This window comes from Streptomyces sp. NPDC086554 (assembly GCF_040686095.1).
In the GTDB taxonomy this organism is placed as follows: Bacteria; Actinomycetota; Actinomycetes; order Streptomycetales; family Streptomycetaceae; genus Streptomyces.
In genome coordinates, this window is the sequence record NZ_JBFBJK010000003.1 from 66,420 (window position 1) to 86,161 (window position 19,742).

Consider the following 19,742-nt stretch of genomic DNA (forward strand, 5'->3'; position numbering starts at 1 on the left):
ACTTTGGCAAAGTTGCGTTCTGGCATAAGGGGGGCGCACGCGATGCGTAACGCGCCCTCGCGAAGGTGTAGGTGCCGGGTGTACCGGCGTAGGGGAGTGAGTGGCGGATGGCGGAGTATGAGGTTCCGGGGCTTGGTGAACCCGTGGAGATCGTGATCGATCAGTGGGGCGTACCTCATCTGTACGCCGCCTCGCAGGACGACCTCTTTCTCGCGCAAGGGTTCAATGCCGCCCGCGATCGGCTCTTCCAGCTTGATCTGTGGCGTCGGCGTGGACTCGGGCTGCTTGCCGAGGTGTTGGGGGAGCAGTACGTCGAACATGACCGTGCGGCGCGGCTGTTCCTCTACCGGGGCGACATGGATGAGGAGTGGCGTTCCTACGGTGATGACACGGAGCGGGTGACGGCGGCGTTCGTGCGCGGCATCAATGCCTACGTGGCGCTGTGTCGTGCCGATGCGGGCCATTTGCCGCCGGAATTCGTTGAGTTGGGGTACCTCCCGGCGCACTGGGAGTCGTCCGACGTGGCCCGCATCCGTAGCCACGGTCTCCAGTACAACCTCCGCGACGAAGTCGCCCGGGCCCTCACCCTGCGTGATCACGGGCAGGGTGCTGAGGAGCTGCGTCGGCGGCGCGAGCCCGCTCCGCATCAGCTGCGTGTCCCCGAGGGGCTGGATCTCTCCGTCATTCCGGATGATGTCCTGCGCGTGTACGAGATGGCGACCACGCCCCCGTGGGCGGCGGACGCTGCGCCCCGGCAGGGCCTGGACGGCTCCAACAATTGGGTCATTGCTCCGTCCCGCACCGCCACCGGGCGCCCGCTGCTCGCCAACGATCCGCACCGCGCCGTCACCCTGCCCGCCCTGCGCTATCTCGCCCATCTCTCGGCGCCCGGCATCGATGTCATCGGGGCGGGTGAACCGGCCCTGCCCGGCATCTCCATCGGGCACAACGGTCGCATCGCCTTCGGCCTGACGATCTTTCCCATTGATCAGGAGGATCTGTACGTCTACCGGACCGACCCCGCCGACCCGCACGCGTACTGGTACCGGGGGCGGTGGGAAGCCATGACACGGGTTGTGGAGGAGATCCCTGTGCGTGGGGGTGAACCGGTCACTGTCGACTTGTGGTTCACCCGGCATGGTCCCGTCATTCGTGAACTCCCCGACAGGAACGCCGCGTTCGCCGTTCGTGCCGCCTGGTTGGGGTCGGGCATGGCTCCCTATCTGGGCAGCATGGACTACATGCGGGCGGAGAGTCCGGACGCGTTCGTCGCGGCCATGCGTCGCTGGGGTGCGCCCGGTGAGAATCAGGTCTATGCCTCACCTGAGGGCACCATCGGGTGGCGACCTGCTGGGCGCGTTCCCGTCCGCCGGGGGTGGGACGGGACCCTGCCGGTTCCGGGCGACGGCCGTTACGAGTGGGACGGCTTCCTGGATGTCGAGGAGCTGCCATCGGTGCGTGATCCGGAAGAGGGTTGGTTCGCCACTGCCAACCAGCTGAATCTGCCTGCCGATTACCCGAACGACGAGAAGACGGTGACGTACGACTGGTACGCGGCCACGCGTCACGAACGCATCAGTGAGGAGCTCGGCGGGCGTACGGGGTGGACCGTCGAGGACTGTGTGCGGTTGCAGACCGACTATGTGAGTCTGCCCGCGCGGCGCGTCCAGCGGCTGTTGGGGGGATTGGAGAGCGCCGATCCGATGGTGGCCCATGCCCTTGCGCTGTTGCGTGACTGGGACGGTCGGCTCACCGTCGAGTCCCCGGCGGGCGCCCTCTTCGAGGTCTGGTACCGGCGCCATCTGCGGCCCGCCCTCCTGGAGCGGGCGCTCGACGGGGTCGTGGGGGAGGGGCAGCGGCAGCGGGCCCTGGCGCGGGTGCTGCCCGTGGAGGACGCCGCGGACCCCCGCGTCGATCTGGAGCTCTTGGAGGGTGACCCGGATCCCTCGTTGCTGCTTCGCACGCTCGCCGACGCCGTCGGTGACGTCGGTCGGCTGCTCGGGTCCGACCCCGGCGCATGGGCCTGGGGCGCGCTGCATCAGGCCCAGCTGCGGCACCCCATCGCCGCCCTGCTCGAAGGGCCTGCGCCTGAGTGGGCCTCCGTGGGGCCCGTCCCGCGCGGCGGGAGTGGGGACACCGTGGGGGCCGCCGCTTATGGGGCGGGATTCCGGCAGATCGCCGGGGCCACCTTTCGGATCGTCGTCGACGTCGGCTCCTGGGACGACTCCGTGGCCATGAACTCGCCGGGGCAGTCCGGAGTTCCGGGCAACCCGCACTACGACGATCTGTTCGGGGCGTGGGCCGCCGATGGCTCCTTCCCGCTGCTGTACTCCCGTGCCGCGGTGGAGAAGGGGGCGCGGCGGACGATCACCCTGCGGCCGTCCGCCGCGCCCCGGCCCGCGGCCGAGCCTCAGCCCGCCGACCCGAACGGCACATAGTCCACCTCGTACCCGAAATAGCGCGGTCCGGTCAGCGCGAGGCCGTTCGGAGTGGACCAGCGTGGGTCGCACGGTGCGGCCACGACGCTGACACGGAGGCCGTAGCGCAGGGCCTCCGTGGTGACCGGGTCGCCCGTTCCGCTGTCCAGGACGCAGATCAGGTCCGGTGTGGTCACGACGGTTACGTTGTCCCGGACTGCCAGTAAGTGTTCGTTCTGGAAGGCGAGTTCGAGGACGATTCCAGTGTCGGGGCCGGTGCCCTCTATGCGTGCGCGGCCCCGTGCGAAGCCCCGTTCCGTGCGGCGGCCCACGTCGATGACCTTGCCCGTCACGAGCTCCCTGCCGCCGAGCACCCTCCGTGCCGCCGCCACCGGACCGGTGTGCGCGGCCCGCGCCGTGCGCACCGCCGCACCCAGTCGCTCGGCGAGCGATAGCGTCGCCGGGACCAGGCCTGCTGCGAGCTGATCGCCTCGCAGCACGGTGTCCGCGCACGCGATCTGGCAGCCGAGCTCCACGCACACCGCACGCCCGATCCGCTCGGCCGTGTGGTTGTCGACCGCCTCGACGATGATGGTGTTGCCCTTGTCGTCGGCCAGCGCCATCGGGGAGTTGGTGACGCCGATCAGTCCGGGCAGCACCATCTGCGCCTCGGGGAACGCCCGCCCCATCGCGTCCCCGTCCACGATCGGCAGGCCGGAGCGTGCGGCACAGGCGATCGGGAGCATCGAGTTGACCCCGCCTATCTCGATCGGCGCGATGTGCGTCGCCGGGCGGCCGATGTGTCTTTCGAGGGCACGCAGCGCGGCCAGTTCTTCACGGCCGTTCGGTACGCGCTCGAGCAGTACGGTCGGTGCGCCCATCCCCGATATCGGGACGACGGTCGCGTCGGCGGGGACCTCGTCGATGCCGACGACCCGTACTGGACCGTGCGCCCGGATCGCCTCGCGGGCCAGCAGCTTGCCGATGTACGGGTCGCCTCCCCCGCCCGTGCCGAGGATGCCCGCGCCGCGCGCGATGTCGTCGAGGTTGTCGAGGGTGATCTCACGCATGCGCGGTCGCTCCGACGGCGCGCGCCGGTCCCCGGACCGCCGCCCCGGTGATCCGCGCCGGATCGAGATCGCCGACCGCCTTGACCCGGATGCGGGTCGCGCCGCCCGGCAGATAGGCGAGCGGCACCTCCTCGATGTCTACGACGCGTACGCTGCCGGGGCGAGCCCCGGCAGCCCGTGCCCGCTCCACCGCCTCGTCGCGGGCCCCGGCGAGCACCGAGTCCCGCCGCCCCTCGGGGACTTGGTAGACCCGGTCGACCTCCCCGCCCACCTGGGTGATCGCCGCGCCCACCGCGTTGGCCACGTCGAAGTGGCGTGGCCGGCGCACATCGGCGAAGCCGGGCAGCGCGTCGGGGACCAGGACGGAGCCGCCCCCGACGGCCACGACCGGAAGCGGGGCGGCCGAGGTCCGCATCCGGTCGACGCCCTCGGCGAGGCGCCCGGCGATCCGGTCCAGGGCGCGCGCTGTGAACTCCCGCCGCAGATGGGTCACTTGACGGGGATCGCCGACCTCTGCGAGCCCCGCGGCGACCGCGAGATCCGTCGCCGTCAGTGTCGTGCCGCCGAAGACCAGGGCCTCATCGGCCAGGCGGTGGCCGACCGATCGCGGCCCGGTCTCCCCGTCCGGTGAGACGAGTGAGCCGCCGCCGATGCCGAGTGAAAGGACGTCGGGGGCACGGAAGTTGGTGCGGATCCCCGCGGCCCGGCTCTCGCCCGCCGCCTCGCGCGGAAAGCCCCCGCTGAGGATGCCGACGTCGGCCGTGGTGCCGCCCACGTCGACGACCGCGCAGTCGCCGAGCCCGGAGAGGAAGGCCGCGCCCCGCATCGAGTTGGTCGGCCCGGACGCGAACGTCGCGACCGGATAGGCGCGCGCGAAGCCGACGTCCATCAGCGTCCCGTCGTTCTGCGAGAGGAAGAACGGCGCGGTGACCGACACCTCCGCGAGCGCCTTACCGAGCGACTCCACGATGACGACCGCGAGGTCCCGCAGCGCCGCGTTGATGATCGTGGCGTTCTCGCGGGCAAGGAGGCCGACCCGGCCGAGTTCGTGGGAGAGCGAGAAGTGCGTGCCCCCGTCAAGATCGGCCCGAAGGATCTCCGCCGCGCGCCGCTCGTCCTCTTCCGCGGCCGGCGAGAACACCGAGGAGACCGCCACGGAGGTGAGCCCGCGCGCCGCGATGTCCGCGGCGGCCCGCTTCAGCTCCTCCGGGTCGAGCGGCGAAAGCGGGCGCCCGTCGAACTCCCTTCCGCCGTGGCAGAGATAGCCGTGCCCGCCGACGGCGGCCCGCTGCCGCTCGGGCCAGTCCGTCATGGGCGGAAGGGCGGCGGTGGCGGGCAGCCCCAGACGTACGGCGGCGACGGGCGCGAGGCGGGCGCCCTCGACGAGCGCGTTGAGGAAGTGCGTGGTGCCGATCATGACCGCCGTGACCGACTCGACGGGTGGATCCAGGGCGCGCACGGTGGCGGTGACCCCGGAGGTGATGTCGGAGGTGGTGGGCGACTTGGCGGTGGCGAGCACGCGGTCGTCGTCCCCGAGGAGTGCGGCGTCGGTGTTGGTCCCCCCGACGTCGATGCCGATACGCATGGTGGTGGAGTCCTTCGTGTGAGGGCAGTTGACGCGTAGTACGGACGTGACGCTCGCCGTGATCAACCAGCCGGCGCGACGCGCCTTCGGATGGCGGCACCTACCCTCGGACGTCGACCGCCGCCATCTGGAGCCCCGTACGCCCCCTTCGTACGGGCAGAGTTCAGCCGGGAGCGGCGCTCCCCCACCACTGGTAGTTGCCGCTCACTCATCCGGCCAGAGCGCAGCCGGTCGTCTACGGGAAGCGGGGCTTCTCCGGGGCCATCGACTTCCTGGTGCCCTCCACCGAGAGCCGCGCGTCGATCTCCTCCTTCGAGAGATAGACGTCGGTGCGCTCGAAGTCCTTGAGCGTGGCGGGGCGTTGGGCCTGGAAACCGGTGCGTACGTAGTCGTCGCCCGCGACCGCGTTCAGGCCCCAGTTCGCGGCCGTGCGGAAGCGCGCGGTGAGGGTGCGCAGGGCGCCCAGGTGGTAGCCGCGCGCCACGATCTGCGCTGGCAGGCCCGTCAACTGCACGCCCAGCGGCTTCGACACGGCGTGGATGCCGCCGAGGTCGACCACCAGGCCCATGTCCTTGTGCCGGTAGTCGGTCAGCGGGTCGCCGTGCAGCGCGGCGGTGATGTTCTTCGCGGCGGCCCACCCCTGCCGCATGGCGTGCTGCGCGGTCGGCGGGCAGATCGCGTCGCCGCCCTTGGCGAGGTCCGGCACGGCCGCCGCGTCGCCGAGCGCGAACACCCCGTCAAGGCCCGGCACTGTCAGATCCGGGCGCACCACCAGGCGGCCCCGGTCGGTCTCGGCGCCCAGCGTGGCGATGAGCGGGCTCGGCGCGACACCCGCCGTCCAGATCAGCGTGCGGCACGGCAGCACGCGCCCGTCGGTGAGCGTGACGGTGTCCTCGGTCGCCTTGGCCACCGAGACTCCGAGGGACACGTTCAGGCCGCGCCGTTGCAGGATGGCGAGGGCCTTGTCGCCGAGCCGGTCGCCCAGTTCGGGCATCAACTTCGGTGCGATGTCCACCAGATGCCACTTGATCAGCGACGCGTCGAGCCCCGGATACCGCTTCACTGCGGCACGGGTGAGCCGCTGCAGACAGGCCGCCGTCTCCGTGCCCGCGTACCCGCCGCCGACCACCACGAACTGCAGTCGTGATTCCCGCTCCGCCCGGTCCGATGTCGTCGCCGCCAGGTCGAGCTGCGCGATCACGTGGTCGCGGATCCACGCCGCCTCGGCCAGCGTCTTGACGCCCACGGCATGCGTCTCGACGCCGGGGATGTCGAACTGCCGCGTCACACTGCCCGGCGTGAGCACCAGATAGTCGTAACGCTCCACGACCTCCTCGCCGTTGATCTTCCGTACGATCACGGCCTTCGCGTGCGGGTCCACGCCGATCGCCACGCCCGGCACGATCACCGTGCGCCGCAGCATCCGGCGCAGCGGAACCGCCACCGCCTGCGGGGTGAGCACGCCCGCCGCGACATGCGGGAGCAGCGGCAGATACAGCTGGCTGTCCTGCGGGCTGATGAGCCGAAGCTGGGCGTCGCTCGCCTTGAGCGTCCGCTCCAGCTTGTGCGCGCACTCCATGCCGGCGAATCCACCGCCGACGATCAGAATCCGAGGAGGCTGCATAGGAGATCTCTCCAGGGGTGTGGGCTCAGGACGGCGTCGGCGGGCGGGACACGGGTTCCCCCTACCCCGGGAGTCAGTCGCCGGATCCGCTGAGACGCAGGAAATCCCACGGATCGTGCGCGTTCAGGACGGTGAACTCGTCGGTGCGCGCCGCCACCTCCCGCAGCCGCGCCTGATTGGCGATCCGCAGCTCGCTGTCGACCTGCGCGTCGAGCTGGACGAGATCCATCACGGGGTGCGAATGCGGGGACTCCTGCGCCATCTCACGGTGGTAGAAGTAGGCGTCCCCGGCGTGCACGAGCCACCGCCCGCGGTCCCGCACCGCCACCGCTGCGTGCCCGGCACTGTGTCCGCCGAGCGGCACGAGCAGGAGCTCATCGCCGAGCCCCGCCAGTTGGCGCACCCCCGCGAACCCGGCCCACTCCTCGCCCGCCCGCTCCTCGTACGTCTCCCAGCGCGGGCCGTGCGCCCAGTGCGCGGGCCGGTAGCGACGGCTCGGCCCCTCGTCGAGCGCCGCGGCGAGCTCGGCGGCCATCACGTGCACCCGGGCGTCGGGGAAGTCGGGAAGGCCGCCGCTGTGGTCCACGTCGAGATGTGTGAGCGCGATGTGCCGTACGTCGGATGCCGCGTACCCGAGACGCTCGATCTGCGAGAGCGCTGTCTCGGCGAAGTCCAGCTCGGGCGCGGCGAGTTCGGTCCACTCCGGGTCGAGAGTCTCCTGCGGCCTGCGCACGTCGTCGCTCCCGAGCCCGCTCTCGACGAGCACGAGCCCTTGCGTGTCCGTCTCCACCAACAGGCAGTGGCACACGGCGTGCAGGGGTGGCGGCCCGTCGTAGGTGGGCTCGATCTTCATCATGGAACCGCAGTTGAGGTGGTGAACCTTCATCCGTTCCTCCCGTTCCGTACGCCGTGTTCGACGACCGCGCCGACGCGCCGGGCGACCGACGCGATGACCGAGGTGTCCTTGCGCACCCGCGCGAGCAGCAGTGCCCCCTGCAGCGATGACAGCGCGAGATCGGCGAGATCCCGGGCGTCGTCCTCGGTCGCGCCCCACCCGCGCAGCCGCTCCGCGAGCCCGGAGAGCCAGGCGTCGTACGTCTGCCGGCAGGCGTCATGGATGGGCCCGGAGCCGCCCGCCTCCTCCAGGGCGACGGTCGCCACGGGGCAGCCGTCCTGGAAGTCGGAGTCCCGCAGCCCCTGCGCGAGCAGCTCACCGAGCCGCCGCACGGCATCCTCGGGACCGGCGGCGGAGCCCACGGCCAGGGCCATGCGCTCGCCCATCTCGCCCCCCGCGAGCGCGACCGCCTCGGCCGCCAACTGCTCCTTGCCCTGCGGAAAGTGGAAGTACAGCGACCCCTTGGGGGCACCGCTCTCCGCGAGCACCTGATTGAGCCCTGTGGCGCCGTACCCCTGCCGCTGGAAGAGCTCGGCCGCCGTGCGCAGGATCCGGGCGCGGGTCTCACCTCGTGTTCGTGTCACGGACTGCACACTAGACCGACTGGTCTATAGAGGCAATGCGCAGGGCGAAGGAGGAGTACGGAGGAGGAGGGCGAAGGCGCCTCAGATCCCCGGCCGGAAGCGCATCGGGTGATCGCCCGGGACCTCGACGACGACGATCCTGACGCCGTCCGGGTCCACGATCCACATCTCGATCAGACCCCAGGGCTCCTTCAGCGGCGGCCGCGTCACCTCCACGCCGCGCTCCACGAGTTCCTCGTGGGCCGCCCGCAGGTCCGGCACCTGGAGCCACAGCTGGAGGCCGGGGGAGGGCGGGCTCCCGGCGCGGCCGGAGACTTCGAGGAAGCCGCCGCCCAGGAAGTAGACCGTGCCGCGCTCGGGGCCCGTGCCGAACTCGCGGTAGACGGCCAGGCCGAGCGCCTCGCCGTAGAAGGCTCGTGAGCGCTCGGGGTCGGTGGGGTGGAGAAGGATCCTGCTGCTCAGTACGTGCACCATGCAGCCGCACCTTAGCGGCGGGTTACCCTCGGCGGTGCGCAGCCCGCGCCGCGCCCAGAGCCGCGCCAGAGAACGGAGAACCCGCCCCATGGACACCGCACCGCGCCCCAGCATCAGCGATCTCATCTTCCGGGACGCCACCGACGCGGACGTCGACACACTCGTCGCGCTCATCGAATCGGCGTACCGCGGTGACACGAGCCGGACCGGCTGGACCACGGAGGCGGACATCCTGGAGGGGCAGCGGACCGACCCGCAGGGCGTCGTCGATGTCATCAAGTCGCCCACGAGCAAGCTGCTCACGGTGGAGCGCGACGGCCGGGTCGTCGCCTGCTGCCAGCTCCAACACCGCGGTGAGCACGCCTACTTCGGGATGTTCGCGGTGAGCCCGGAGCTCCAGGGCGCGGGCCTCGGCAAGGTCATCATCGCGGAGGCCGAGCGGACCGTCCGCGAGACATGGGGTGCCCGTGAGATGCACATGACCGTGATCTCCGTACGCGACGACCTCATCGCCTGGTACGAGCGGCGCGGCTACCGCCGTACGGGAGAGATGACCCCCTTCCCGTACGGCGATGAGCGCTTCGGCATTCCGCAGCGCGACGACCTGCAGTTCGAGCTGCTGGTCAAGCCGCTGGGCTGATCACGCCGTGCGGCGGCTCACGCGGTGCGGCGGCTCACGCGGTGAAGCGGCCCGTCCGCTTGATCTCCGGGTAGTCCGTCGTCGCGCCGTCCAGCTGCAGCGCGCGCACAAGCCGCAGATCGTCCTGGGTGTTCACGACCCAGCCGATGATCCGCAGGTCGGCCTTCCTGGCACGCTCGACGATCTCGAGCGTCAGACGCCGGATGTTCAGTACGAGGGTCGTGGCGCCGACGGCCGTGGCACGCTCCACTACATCGGTGCCGTAGCGGCTCGCGACGAGCGCGGTGCGTACGCCGGGGACCAGGCGCGCGATCTCGGCGATCGCATCGTCGTGGAAGGAGATCACCTCCACCCGCGACACCAGATCGCGACGGTGCATGACCTCGGCGAGGGCGCGCGCGGCCGCGACGTCCTTGATCTCGGCCTGCAGCGGGGCCTTCACGGCGTCCAGGACCTCTTCGAAGACGGGGATGCGCTCGCCGCGCCCCGCGTCGAGCTCCCGCAGCTCGGCCAGGGTCTTCTCGGCGATCGGTCCCTTGCCGTCGGTCGTACGGGCCACGTCGGCGTCGTGCATGACGACGAGGGCGCCGTCCTTGCTCAGATGCAGATCGAGCTCGATGAGATCGAGGCCCGCGGCTTGCGCGGCGATGAAGGAGCGGAGGGTGTTCTCGGGTTCGACACCCATGACCCCGCGATGACCGATGGTGAGGAAGTTCAAGGTTCACTCGCTTCCGTCGACGGCGGCTCGGCGGCCGCGGGGCTGAGGACGGAGGAAAGCCACGCGGCAAGGTCGCAGCCTAATGGCCCGACTCCGCGATGGAACCGCCCGTACGCGGGTGGCCCGAAGAATCGGAGTTGTTCGCTCTGCTTCCCATGATGCCGAGGATGAGACCGGTGATGACGGCGGCGACAAGGACTGCGCGGGTGCTCACAGGTGCACTGCTCCGTACGGCGGGGTCGGCTGACCCGCCCCGTCCTACCGGCCGGGGGCCCGTCGCCGCGAGCCGCTTCACCCGTGGGTGGGCGAGTCCTCCGGGGGTTGACCGGACGCCGTGGGAGCGGTGTTGTCAGTGAGGCCGGAGGGGTCACAGAGGCCGGTGAGATCGTCGAGCATCGCCTCGGCCAGAGAGAGCTCCGACTCGAGGCGCCGCACGCTCCAGCGCAGCGCAATCTGCGGATGCGACCAACTCTCCAGGCCCTCGGCGCGGGCCAGCGCCTCGCGCACCTGCGCCAGCTCGGCCCTCGTACGGGCGATGTGCTCGTTCACCTGTTCCCGCAGCCCGTCCGGGTCGGCGAGATGTCCGAGCCAGACCCTCAGGAGCAGCGGATGCTTGAGCACCGGCGGCCCCACGTCGGCGCCGCCCGCCCACCCGGCGAGCGCGGCACGGCCCGCCTCGGTGATCGCGTACGTGCGCTTGGTGCGCGGCTCCTCGGGTCCCGAGCGCCGCGACGTGGCGTAGCCGAGGCCTTCGAGGCGGCGCAGCTCGGCGTAGATCTGGCTGATGGCGGGCGACCAGTAGAAGAAGCGGAGCGAGGCGTCCGCCCACTTCTTGAGCTCGTAGCCGGTGCGCTCGCCGGGGAACGAGAGCAGGCCGAGCACGGCCCATGCGGTCGGCGGCAGCTCATCGGGCTGCTGGGACGAGGTGGAACGAGGGGCGGAACGAGGGGCTGCCATATGACTGATTGAAGGGAACGCGGGGCCGTCGGCGCAAGACGTGTGCGGTGCGGACAGCGCGCGGGGGGTAGGAGAGGAGCATGAACGATCTGCCGGGGCGGCGCGTCCACAGGCTGCTCAGCGCCACCGACCGCTTCGTGTTCCACCATGTGGCCGCCCGCTCCTGGCCGGCCGCGGAGCCCGTGTTGCCCCGGCTGAGCCGGAGCGCCGACCACGGGCTGCTGTGGTGCGGCATCGCCGCCGGGATGTGGGCGTTCGGCGGCGCACGCGGCAGGCGTGCGGCGGTGCGCGGCATCACCTCGCTTGCGCTCGCCTCGGGCACGGTCAACACGCTGGGCAAGGGCGCGGTGCGCCGCAACCGGCCGGTCCTCGACGCGGTGCCGGTGATACGGCATCTGGCCCGGCAGCCGATGACCAGCTCCTTCCCGTCCGGGCACTCGGCATCGGCGGCGGCCTTCGCCACCGGGGTCGCGCTGGAGTCACGGACCCTGGGCGCGGCCGTGGCGCCGGTCGCCTGGTCGGTGGCGTTCTCCCGCGTCTACACCGGCGTGCACTACCCCAGCGACGTCCTGGTCGGCGTGGCCATCGGCGCGGGCGCCGCCTACGCGGTGCGCGGCCTTGTGCCCTCCCGTGCGCAGCTGCCGCCGCCCGCACGGCCCCGAACGGACGCGCCCGCGCTGCCGGACGGCGAGGGTCTGGTGGTCGTGGTCAATCCGTCGTCCGGCGCCCAGCCGCAACTCGTCGATCCGGTACGGCAGTTGAAGAGCGCCCTGCCGCGCGCCGAGGTGGTGCTGTACGAGGACGAGGCCGGACCGCTCCCCAAGGTGATCGAGGAGGCCGCCAGGGACGCCGCCGGGCGCGGCGGCGTGCTCGGCGTGTGCGGGGGCGACGGCACGGTGAACGCCGCCGTCGCACCGGCGCTGCGGCACCAGGTGCCGTTGATGGTGCTGCCCGGCGGAACGTTCAACCACTTCGCCGCGGACCTGGGCGTCGACTCCGTCGCTGACGCCTGCGCGGCCGTCGCCGAAGGCAGCGCCGTCCGGTCCGACGTCGGCCGGATCAGGGCACTGGCCGGGGCGGAGCCGGAAGACGGGACGTACTCCGACCCGGTGTACTTCCTCAACACGTTCAGCCTCGGCGCCTACCCCGACCTCGTACGTATCAGAGAGCACTGGTCACCGAGGATCGGCGGCCCGCTCGCGACCCTGCTCGGCGTCGTCCGGATCGTGCGCACCGGCCGCCCGCTGCGCCCGGTGGTGAACGGCCACCACCGCTCCCTGTGGCTGCTCTTCGCCGGCAACGGCGCCTACCGCAGCGCCGGCATCGCCCCCGTGCGCCGGCACGACCTGGCCGACGGCCTCCTGGACGTCCGCATCGCGCACGCCGGGCGCTTCGCGCGCAGCCGTCTGCTGGTATCCGCGCTGGCCGGACAGCTGGCGAGGACCCGCGTGTACGCCTCGGCGCGGCCCCAGCGCCTGGCCGTCTCCGGCCTGCCGGCCGGCACACCGATGGCGTACGACGGCGAAGTCGCCGCCGCTCCCACGGCGCTGCTCCTCGACAAACTCCCCGAGGCGCTCACCGTGTACCGGCCGACGCCCGGCTGACGCGGCGCGGCCCTTACGCCATGCGGCGCAGTCGGCGTGCGCCCGGGGCCCGCCGCCGTTGTGCTGTCGGGCATGGGCTTCGACATAGACAGCCCGCGTGAAGCGGGCACCACACGACGTGACGTACTGAGTGTCGCCGCGGTCCTCCTGGCCGGCGGCGCCTTCACGGTGGCGAGTCCCCTGCCGCATGCCGCCGCCGAGGAAACCGACGGCGGCTGCGTCCTCGGTTACGACGAGGAGTTCGAGGCGGCCCTCGCCGAGGGGGACGAGGCGGTCCCGGAGAGCCGCGCCCTCGCCCCAGAAGGGCCTCCCGGCAGATTCGCCCTGCCGCTGCGCAGGCGATTCCGCGTCAGCGCCCGCTACGGCATACGCGGCAACTGGATCGCCGGACACCACACCGGCATCGACCTCGCCGTGCCCCGGGGCACCCCGGTGCACGCGGTCGGCGCGGGCACCGTGGTCCTTGCGCGCTGGTCGGGGGCGTACGGCAAGGCGGTGACGGTGCGACTGCGGGACGGCCACTACGCCTTGTACGCGCATCTCTCGCGCATCGCGGTCCGCCAGGGGGCCCGCATCGGCACCGGCGACCGGCTCGGCAGCAGCGGCGCCACAGGGCGTGCCACGGGACCCCACCTCCACCTGGAGATCCGGGCCCGGCGCGGCTACGGCTCGGACATCAACCCGGTCAAATATCTGGCGAGGCGGGGCGCTCGGCTGCGGTGAGGACGGGGCCGGGGCGGGGCAGCGGTGAACCAGGGCTTCGCCACCGGCGCTCGCTCGCCGTCCGCAGGGCCTACGCATTCCGCAGCGGCCGCTGCGAACTCGCCTTCGGGGCAGGTACGTTCGGCGCTCATGACCCGTCTGACACATGAGCAGTACTGCGCCGCGGTCCAGGCCGCGGACGCGCGCTTCGTCGAGCTGGCGCGGGGGGCCGACCCGGCGACGCCGATACCCACCTGCCCCGGCTGGACGCTCTCCGACCTGGTCAGGCATCACGGCACCACCCACCGGTGAGCACCTGCCGCACTACGCGTGGATCGCCGAGCCGGTGAGCCGCCTCGACCGCGACGGTCAGACACTCCAGTTCGCCGCCACCGACAGCGACGACGCGTGGCTGATCAAGCTGGGCGGCGGCTTCGCCTGGGAACGCGGCCGCGGCCGTGCCACGGCCGCCGTCCACGGGACCGTGAGCGACCTGCTGCTCCTCACGTACGGACGGCTGCGGCCCACCGACGCCGGCATCGCGGCCACGGGGGACCGCGAACTGCTCGACGCCTGGCTGGCGGCCACGGCGTTCTGACCGGCGGGCAGGTCCCTACCGCACGCCCTGCAGGCCCGCGGCCGCGGCGGAGGTCGCCGTGGTGTGGGCCAGGTGCGCGGTGCGGGTGGCGACGTCGACCGTGTAGACGTCCACGGTCATGGCCCGGTCGGAGACCTTGAGGATCATGAAGCCCACGTCGGAGAAGTTCTGCCAGGCCGCGGGGTGTCCGAAGTGGGCCTTGCCGTCACCGGACTTGGCCGCCGCCCCGCAGACGATCTGGCGGGTGCCTGCCGTGCGGGTCGTGGGCTCCAGGACCTGGAGGGTGTGGTCGTGCCCGGACAGGATCAGATCGGCCCGGCCGCACACCACCTGTTCGTACAGCTCCTTGAGATGGATGCCGCTCGTGTAGTTGCCGATGACGAAGCCGTCGTACGAACCGGCGCTGCCGTGCTTGCCGTTGTTGAGGTAGGGGTGGTGGCCGAGGACCACCTTCCAGCGGGCCCGGGACCCGGCGAGCGCGGCGTCGAGCCACTCCCGCTGGGCGCGCATGTAGGGGCCGTCCCACTTGTAGTGGGGGGAGGTCTGGGCGACGGTCGAGGCGACGGGGTTGGTGTCGAGGGCGAAGAACTCCACCACCGGGTCGCCCCGGCCCTCGGCGGTCGGCAGGGTGACGTTGTAGTAGCGGCTCGGCATGTACCAGCGCGGTGAGGAGGCTGCGTAGGAGACCTCGCGGTCGCCGCGCGAGGGGTCGCCGCCGCTGCCCGGGATCAGACCCGAGCAGTCGTGGTTGCCGAGCACCATCAGCCAGGGGACGTCGATGCCGGTGTTGGGCGTCTCGAACTTGTCCCGGAACTCGGAGTCGTGGTCGGACTCGGGCCCGTTCTCGTAGATGTTGTCGCCGAGGCCGACGGCCACCGAGACCCCCTCGTCACGGCACACCCGCCGCGCGGCCTCGGTCACGGCCAGCTGCTCTTCGCCACCGGTGCCGGAGTCTCCGGTCACCAGGACGGCGAACTCCCCGTTCTTGTTCGGCCCGTCGGGGAAGGGGAACTTCGCGACGCCCTGCGCCGCCGTGGCCTGTCGCGCGCCGAACGGCAGCACGGCGAGCGCGGCTCCGGCGGCGGCACCGCCGAGCAGCGTGCGGCGGTGCAGCGTGAGGGCCCCCGGCCCCCACTTCTCGGCAAGGTCCCGGGCGAGCGGTGCGTCGGCATGCAGCCACTGCTTCTCGGTCAAGTCCGCCCGGGGTGGTATCAGTTCGTCATCGCACATCAGAGCGTTCTCTCATATCGGGGCGGACAGCGGAAGACGATCAGGCGAATTGCGGGTGTCGGTGTCCGCGCCGGTGTCCGGCTTCGGGTTTTTGGTGCCTTCTGCCGTCGGTCCGGACGGGGTGCGGCCTCGGGCGCGGACGGGCCGTATCGTCACCGGCGTGGAGCTCAGACACCTAATGGGCCGTGAACGGGCAGCACGAATCAAGCCCTACACAGAACCAGCGGCCCTGAGCCCTGATCGGTAGAGCGGGCCTCGTACTGCCCCGGCTGGCACAGAGCCGAGATCTAACAGACACCTGGGCCGCGAGCCCTGAGGGGCACCCTAGGCGCCGGAATGGTACGAATCGTGACCAGAAGGAGCGTGGTCACCGTGTCCCGGAACCGCCGCCTGATCCTCAGCTCGCCGTCCGAGGTCTGGAGTCTGCTGTCCGACGGCCGTCGGTAGCGCCGCCTGGAACTGGAGGCGAAGGCGGAGCCTTTCGGCGCGGCCCCGGCACCCGGATGCACGGGCTTCCCGTGGACTACGTGGTCGCGGTGCGCAACGGCATGATGCTGACGAAACTGGCTCGGATCGCGGTGCGCGAGCACGGCGAGAGCACTTGCTGCCAGTTTCAAGTTATAGCTGGTGGGGGCCCTTGCGGCAAGGCCCCGGTCATGACGCAGAATCATCGGCCTGGGCCGGAACCGGCCTGAATGCAACGTGCTGGATGGGGCTTTGATGATTGATGTGATCGTGGTCGGGGGCGGACCGACCGGCTTGATGCTGGCGTGTGAGCTGCGGTTGCACGACGTACACGTGGTCGTACTGGAGAAGCTGGACAAGCAGACCGAGCAGTCCCGGGGGCAGGGCCTGCACGCGCGCAGCGTGGAGGTGATGGATCAGCGCGGTCTGCTCGACCGGTTCCTCGCGGTCAGCGAGAAGTTCCAGGTCGGTGGCCTCTTCGGCGGCATCGCGAAGCCGTGGCCCGACCGTCTCGACACGGCCCACCCGTTCGGTGTCGCCACCCCGCAGCCGGAGACGGAGCGGCTGCTCAACCAGCGTGCCATCGAACTCGGCGTCGAGATGCGGCGCGGCTGCGAAGTGGTCGGGGTGACCCAGTCCGAGGGCGGGGGCGAGGATGGGGACGGCGCCGGGGTGAGCGTCGAGCTCGCGGACGGCACGCGGCTGCGCTCGCGCTACCTCGTCGGAGCCGACGGCGGCCGCAGCACGGTGCGCAAGCTGATCGGCGTCGACTTCCCCGGCGAGGCGGCCACGGTCGAGACGCTGCTCGCCGAAATGGAGGTGACCGAGGACGCGGAGACGATCGCCGCTGCCGTCAAGGAGGTCAACAAGACCCAGCTGCGGTTCGGTATCACGCCCGCCGCGAACGGTCTTTGCCGCATTGTCGTGCCCGCCGACGGGGTGGCCGAGGACCGCGCGGCCGAGCCGACCATCGAGGACTTCAAGAAGCAGCTGCGGGCGTTCGCGGGCACCGACTTCGGCGTGCATTCGCCGCGCTGGATGTCCCGGTTCGGCGATGCCACCCGGCAGGCCGAGCGCTATCGGGTCGGCCGGGTGTTCCTCGCCGGCGACTCGGCGCACATCCACCCGCCGACCGGCGGGCAGGGGCTCAACCTCGGCGTGCAGGACGCGTTCAACCTCGGCTGGAAGCTGGCCGCTGCGGTCAACGGGTGGGCCCCGGAAGGGCTGTTGGACAGCTACGAGACCGAACGGCACCCGGTGGCCGCCCGGGTCATCGACAACACCCGCGCGCAGATCACGCTGCTCGGGACCGAGCCGGGTCCGACCGCGCTGCGGGAGCTGTTCGCGAAGCTGATGGACTTCGAGGAGGTGAACCGGTACGTGACCGGGATGATCACCGCGGTCGACGTCCGCTACGACTTCGGCGACGGCCATGACCTGCTGGGCGGGCGGCTGCGCGACGTGGAACTGAAGCGGGGCCGTCTGTACGGGCAGATGCACGCCGGCCGCGGGCTGCTGCTCGACCAGACAGGACGCCTGTCGGTGGAGGGCTGGGCGGACCGGGTCGACCACATCGTCGATGTGAGCGAGGAACTGGACGTGCCCGCAGTGCTGTTGCGGCCGGACGGGCACGTCGCGTGGGCGGGCGAGGACCAGCAGGACCTGCTCGCCCAGCTGCCCAAGTGGTTCGGAGCTGCTGCGGGCTGATACAGGCACGAACGAGGAGGGTCCTCAGATGGCCACGGACGCGGGCTCCAGTACGAAGACGGGGATCACACGGTCGGTCTTCTCCTGGTACTCGGCGTACGCCGGATACGCGGCGACCGCGCGCTCCCACCACTCGGCCTTCTCGTCCCCGGTGATCTCACGGGCCGTCATGTCCTGGCGTACGGACCCGTCCTGGAGCTCCACGTGCGGGTCGGACTTGACGTTGAAGTACCAGACCGGGTGACGCGGGAAGCCGCCCTTGGAGGCCACCGCCGCGTACCGCCCCTCGTGCTCCACGCACATCAGCGGGATCTTGCGGATCTTGCCGGTCTTCGCGCCGCGCGGAGTCATCCTCGCGCTACGAATCGGCGGCGGGCGGCGGGCGGTGGGTCGAGCATCGGCACGAGGAACTGCCGGGCCACCGACCGTACTTGCTCCTCGTCGTCGAGGTCGATGACGTGGCTGGGGATGACGAGGAAGGATGCCGAGACCCGGACCATCATCTCGGCCACGACGTCCACGTCCACGTCGCGGGAGACCTTGCCCGCCCGTTGCTCGCGGCGCAGCCGGCCCGCGACGAACTGCTGCACGACGGCCAGCGTGCGGCCCCCGTCGCTGGTCATGGATGGCACGACGGCGTCCGGTTCCACGTCCATCAGGCCGCCGATGAGGGGATTGCGGCGGATGGCCTGCAGTGAGCTCACGAAGCCGAGGATCACGCGGTCGGCGACGGTCTCGGCGTCCTGGACGTCGACGATGAACTGGTCGAAGTACCGCCGGAACTCGCGCCGTACGACCTGCTCGACCAGTGCGTCCTTGGAGGCGAACCGGCGGTAGACGGTGATCCGGGAGACCCCCGCACGGCGCGCCACATCCTCCATGGTGGACCGCCGAATGCCCATGCGGCGGAACTGCTCGAAGGCGGCGTCGAGCACGCGCGTGGTGACCTCGTCGTTCTCGTCGACCCGCTCGGCCGCCTCGGTGAACGCGCGGTCCAGTACGGAATCCGATTCCTGGGGCGTGGCAAGGAAGGGAAATGCAGGTCGTTCCACGGTCGCCTTTCTGAGGGGGCGTTCCTCAACCCCCTTGGACTGAAGGCGAGTTGTAGAAGTCGTCCCCGGAGTCTGGTGCTCCGATCCGGGTTGTGCTTCTCTCGATGAAACGCCGATGAAACGCAGCTACGCAATCTGTATCAGAGTATCAGTCAGCGCTGAGGCGACTCAAGGAGGAGTTCCGGGCCATGGATGAACTCAGCAGACGCAAGATGCTGCTCACGGGCGGCGCCCTGGGTGCGGCCGGAGCGCTCGGCGTGGCATCGCCGGCGAGCGCGCGGTCCGCCTGGTCCTGGGCGGCGAGCGGCTCGGTGGCCGGGGCGGGCGCGGGCACCGACCCCCAGTGGGTCTGGGACGACGAGGCCGACCGGCTCCTTGGTGCCGTCCTCGACCGTGGCGACGTACCCATGGTCAACGAACTGCTGCGGACCTGGACCCGCAACGACCAGCCGCTGCCCGACGGACTGCCCCGCGATCTGCGGCAGTTCATGGAGAAGGCCCGGCAACTGCCCTCCTGGGCCGACCGCAAGAAGCTCGAGACCGCCGCAAAGTTCAACGAGGCCAGAGGGCTCTACCTCAACATCCTCAACGGCATCGGCGGCGGCATGCTGAGCACCGCCATCCCCCGCGAGGCGCGCGCCGTGTACTACTCCAAGGGCGGCGCCGACATGGAGGACCGGGTCGCCAAGACCAGCAAGCTGGGCTTCGCCGTCGGGGCTCTCGACGCGTACCGGCCCGACGGCACCTGCATCGTGGAAGCGGTGAAGACCCGGATGGTGCACGCTGCGGTACGCAACCTGCTGCCGAAGTCCCCGAGTTGGTCCGACACCAGTGGCGGCCAGAAGATCCCGATCAGCCTCGCGGACATGCTGGTCACCTGGCACACGCTGCCCACCTACGCGATGCGCAAGATGCGCGAGTGGAAGGTCCCGATCACCTCCGCGGAGTCCGACGCCCATCTGCACGTGTGGCAGGTGACGGCGCACATGCTCGGTATCCGCGACGAATACATCCCCGCGAGCTGGGAGGCGGCCGAGGCCCAGTCCAAGCAGCTCCTCGACCCGGTTCTCGGCCCCACACGCGAAGGCGTCGAGCTGACCGACATCCTGCTGGGCCAGCTCGCCGAGCAGACCAGTCCCGGAAGCGTCGACCGCCCTCTCGTCAACGCCTTCGCCCGGTATCTCGTGGGCGACCGGATCGCCGACTGGGACGGCATCCCCCGCGAGCCGTTCTGGGAATCGGCGGTCAAGACCGCCTGGCCGCCGCTGGTGGCGTTCCGCGAGGGCCTGATCAAGCTGCCCCTCGTGCCGAAGATCGCCTGGACGATCGACGAAGCGGCCCGCAAGTACATCCTGTTCTACCTCTCCAAGGGACGCGCGATCCACCTCGACATCCCCGACGCCAACCGGCCCGCCTGACC

Annotated in this window: 19 protein-coding genes and 2 pseudogenes; 9 read left to right on the forward strand and 12 right to left on the reverse strand. The window is 71.0% G+C overall.

What is annotated here, in order from left to right:
- Nucleotides 1-107: 107 nt before the first annotated feature.
- Complete coding sequence (locus AB0O76_RS05285; protein ID WP_365485687.1) at nucleotides 108-2,438, forward strand: penicillin acylase family protein; 2,331 nt, start codon at nucleotides 108-110, stop codon at nucleotides 2,436-2,438.
- Here the strand turns inward: AB0O76_RS05285 and AB0O76_RS05290 are convergent.
- From AB0O76_RS05290 to AB0O76_RS05315, 6 genes are all read right to left on the reverse strand, one after another.
- Nucleotides 2,411-3,487 carry a DUF917 domain-containing protein gene (locus tag AB0O76_RS05290; RefSeq protein ID WP_365485689.1) on the reverse strand — a complete coding sequence of 359 codons (1,077 nt, stop codon included), beginning with the start codon at nucleotides 3,485-3,487 and terminating at the stop codon, nucleotides 2,411-2,413. The two genes, AB0O76_RS05285 and AB0O76_RS05290, sit on opposite strands and share 28 nt — an antisense overlap.
- Nucleotides 3,480-5,072, reverse strand: coding sequence for a hydantoinase/oxoprolinase family protein (locus AB0O76_RS05295; RefSeq protein WP_365485691.1), 1,593 nt, complete (start codon nucleotides 5,070-5,072; stop codon nucleotides 3,480-3,482). The genes AB0O76_RS05290 and AB0O76_RS05295 overlap by 8 nt, the downstream gene beginning before the upstream one ends.
- 235 nt (nucleotides 5,073-5,307) lie before the next feature.
- Complete coding sequence (locus tag AB0O76_RS05300) at nucleotides 5,308-6,696, reverse strand: NAD(P)/FAD-dependent oxidoreductase (protein ID WP_365485693.1); 1,389 nt, start codon at nucleotides 6,694-6,696, stop codon at nucleotides 5,308-5,310.
- Nucleotides 6,697-6,769: 73 nt separating this feature from the next.
- Complete coding sequence (locus tag AB0O76_RS05305; RefSeq protein ID WP_365485695.1) at nucleotides 6,770-7,582, reverse strand: MBL fold metallo-hydrolase; 813 nt, start codon at nucleotides 7,580-7,582, stop codon at nucleotides 6,770-6,772.
- A complete protein-coding gene (locus AB0O76_RS05310; RefSeq protein ID WP_365485700.1) occupies nucleotides 7,579-8,175 on the reverse strand; it encodes a TetR/AcrR family transcriptional regulator in 597 nt (198 codons plus the stop codon). The genes AB0O76_RS05305 and AB0O76_RS05310 overlap by 4 nt, the downstream gene beginning before the upstream one ends.
- Nucleotides 8,176-8,256: 81 nt before the next feature.
- Complete coding sequence (locus tag AB0O76_RS05315; RefSeq protein ID WP_365485702.1) at nucleotides 8,257-8,649, reverse strand: VOC family protein; 393 nt, start codon at nucleotides 8,647-8,649, stop codon at nucleotides 8,257-8,259.
- A gap of 88 nt (nucleotides 8,650-8,737) precedes the next feature.
- Here AB0O76_RS05315 and AB0O76_RS05320 point away from each other — a divergent pair, with 88 nt between their 5' ends.
- Nucleotides 8,738-9,289: a GNAT family N-acetyltransferase gene (locus tag AB0O76_RS05320; RefSeq protein WP_365485704.1), complete on the forward strand. Its 552-nt coding sequence runs from the start codon at nucleotides 8,738-8,740 to the stop codon at nucleotides 9,287-9,289.
- Nucleotides 9,290-9,323: 34 nt separating this feature from the next.
- Here AB0O76_RS05320 and AB0O76_RS05325 read toward each other — a convergent pair whose 3' ends face one another.
- From AB0O76_RS05325 to AB0O76_RS05335, 3 genes are all read right to left on the reverse strand, one after another.
- The gene (locus tag AB0O76_RS05325) at nucleotides 9,324-10,007 is read right to left on the reverse strand and encodes a glycerophosphodiester phosphodiesterase family protein (protein ID WP_365485706.1); all 684 of its coding nucleotides are present in this window, start codon (nucleotides 10,005-10,007) and stop codon (nucleotides 9,324-9,326) included.
- A gap of 79 nt (nucleotides 10,008-10,086) precedes the next feature.
- Entirely contained in the window at nucleotides 10,087-10,221 is a 135-nt protein-coding gene (locus AB0O76_RS05330) for a hypothetical protein (RefSeq protein WP_365485708.1), read from the reverse strand.
- 77 nt (nucleotides 10,222-10,298) lie between these two features.
- Nucleotides 10,299-10,964: a PadR family transcriptional regulator gene (locus tag AB0O76_RS05335; RefSeq protein ID WP_365485710.1), complete on the reverse strand. Its 666-nt coding sequence runs from the start codon at nucleotides 10,962-10,964 to the stop codon at nucleotides 10,299-10,301.
- An 80-nt stretch (nucleotides 10,965-11,044) separates the two neighbouring features.
- Between AB0O76_RS05335 and AB0O76_RS05340 the strand changes: the two genes are divergently transcribed.
- From AB0O76_RS05340 to AB0O76_RS05355, 4 genes are all read left to right on the forward strand, one after another.
- A complete protein-coding gene (locus AB0O76_RS05340) occupies nucleotides 11,045-12,568 on the forward strand; it encodes a phosphatase PAP2 family protein (protein ID WP_365485712.1) in 1,524 nt (507 codons plus the stop codon).
- Nucleotides 12,569-12,640: 72 nt separating this feature from the next.
- Nucleotides 12,641-13,291 (forward strand): M23 family metallopeptidase, encoded by a 651-nt coding sequence (locus tag AB0O76_RS05345; protein ID WP_365485714.1) that lies wholly within the window; start codon nucleotides 12,641-12,643, stop codon nucleotides 13,289-13,291.
- 129 nt (nucleotides 13,292-13,420) lie between these two features.
- Complete coding sequence (locus AB0O76_RS05350; protein ID WP_365485716.1) at nucleotides 13,421-13,582, forward strand: maleylpyruvate isomerase N-terminal domain-containing protein; 162 nt, start codon at nucleotides 13,421-13,423, stop codon at nucleotides 13,580-13,582.
- Nucleotides 13,583-13,616: 34 nt separating this feature from the next.
- Nucleotides 13,617-13,868 (forward strand): hypothetical protein, encoded by a 252-nt coding sequence (locus AB0O76_RS05355; RefSeq protein WP_365485718.1) that lies wholly within the window; start codon nucleotides 13,617-13,619, stop codon nucleotides 13,866-13,868.
- Between the two features lie 15 nt (nucleotides 13,869-13,883).
- Here the strand turns inward: AB0O76_RS05355 and AB0O76_RS05360 are convergent, their stop codons facing one another.
- A complete protein-coding gene (locus AB0O76_RS05360; protein ID WP_365485720.1) occupies nucleotides 13,884-15,062 on the reverse strand; it encodes a metallophosphoesterase in 1,179 nt (392 codons plus the stop codon).
- Nucleotides 15,063-15,470: 408 nt separating this feature from the next.
- Between AB0O76_RS05360 and AB0O76_RS05365 the strand changes: the two are divergent.
- Nucleotides 15,471-15,793 (forward strand): annotated as a pseudogene (locus AB0O76_RS05365) (hypothetical protein).
- Nucleotides 15,794-15,818: 25 nt separating this feature from the next.
- A complete protein-coding gene (rox, locus tag AB0O76_RS05370; protein WP_365485722.1) occupies nucleotides 15,819-17,270 on the forward strand; it encodes a rifampin monooxygenase in 1,452 nt (483 codons plus the stop codon).
- Between the two features lie 24 nt (nucleotides 17,271-17,294).
- Here rox and AB0O76_RS05375 read toward each other — a convergent pair.
- Together AB0O76_RS05375 and AB0O76_RS05380 are read right to left on the reverse strand one after the other, a co-directional pair.
- A pseudogene (locus AB0O76_RS05375) lies at nucleotides 17,295-17,621 on the reverse strand (nitroreductase family deazaflavin-dependent oxidoreductase); the annotation flags it as partial.
- Nucleotides 17,618-18,322 (reverse strand): helix-turn-helix domain-containing protein, encoded by a 705-nt coding sequence (locus AB0O76_RS05380; RefSeq protein WP_365485724.1) that lies wholly within the window; start codon nucleotides 18,320-18,322, stop codon nucleotides 17,618-17,620. The gene AB0O76_RS05380 and the pseudogene AB0O76_RS05375, both read right to left, overlap by 4 nt.
- 188 nt (nucleotides 18,323-18,510) lie before the next feature.
- Here AB0O76_RS05380 and AB0O76_RS05385 point away from each other — a divergent pair, with 188 nt between their 5' ends.
- Nucleotides 18,511-19,740 (forward strand): oxygenase MpaB family protein, encoded by a 1,230-nt coding sequence (locus AB0O76_RS05385; protein WP_365485726.1) that lies wholly within the window; start codon nucleotides 18,511-18,513, stop codon nucleotides 19,738-19,740.
- Nucleotides 19,741-19,742: the final 2 nt, after the last annotated feature.

Coding starts and splice junctions, on each gene's coding strand:
- AB0O76_RS05285 (WP_365485687.1), top strand. CDS start 108: ATGGCGGAGTATGAGGTTCCGGGGCTTGGTGAACCCGTGGAGATCGTG.
- AB0O76_RS05290 (WP_365485689.1), bottom strand. CDS start 3,487: ATGCGTGAGATCACCCTCGACAACCTCGACGACATCGCGCGCGGCGCG.
- AB0O76_RS05295 (WP_365485691.1), bottom strand. CDS start 5,072: ATGCGTATCGGCATCGACGTCGGGGGGACCAACACCGACGCCGCACTC.
- AB0O76_RS05300 (WP_365485693.1), bottom strand. CDS start 6,696: ATGCAGCCTCCTCGGATTCTGATCGTCGGCGGTGGATTCGCCGGCATG.
- AB0O76_RS05305 (WP_365485695.1), bottom strand. CDS start 7,582: ATGAAGGTTCACCACCTCAACTGCGGTTCCATGATGAAGATCGAGCCC.
- AB0O76_RS05315 (WP_365485702.1), bottom strand. CDS start 8,649: ATGGTGCACGTACTGAGCAGCAGGATCCTTCTCCACCCCACCGACCCC.
- AB0O76_RS05320 (WP_365485704.1), top strand. CDS start 8,738: ATGGACACCGCACCGCGCCCCAGCATCAGCGATCTCATCTTCCGGGAC.
- AB0O76_RS05335 (WP_365485710.1), bottom strand. CDS start 10,964: ATGGCAGCCCCTCGTTCCGCCCCTCGTTCCACCTCGTCCCAGCAGCCC.
- AB0O76_RS05340 (WP_365485712.1), top strand. CDS start 11,045: ATGAACGATCTGCCGGGGCGGCGCGTCCACAGGCTGCTCAGCGCCACC.
- AB0O76_RS05345 (WP_365485714.1), top strand. CDS start 12,641: ATGGGCTTCGACATAGACAGCCCGCGTGAAGCGGGCACCACACGACGT.
- AB0O76_RS05350 (WP_365485716.1), top strand. CDS start 13,421: ATGACCCGTCTGACACATGAGCAGTACTGCGCCGCGGTCCAGGCCGCG.
- rox (WP_365485722.1), top strand. CDS start 15,819: ATGATTGATGTGATCGTGGTCGGGGGCGGACCGACCGGCTTGATGCTG.
- AB0O76_RS05385 (WP_365485726.1), top strand. CDS start 18,511: ATGGATGAACTCAGCAGACGCAAGATGCTGCTCACGGGCGGCGCCCTG.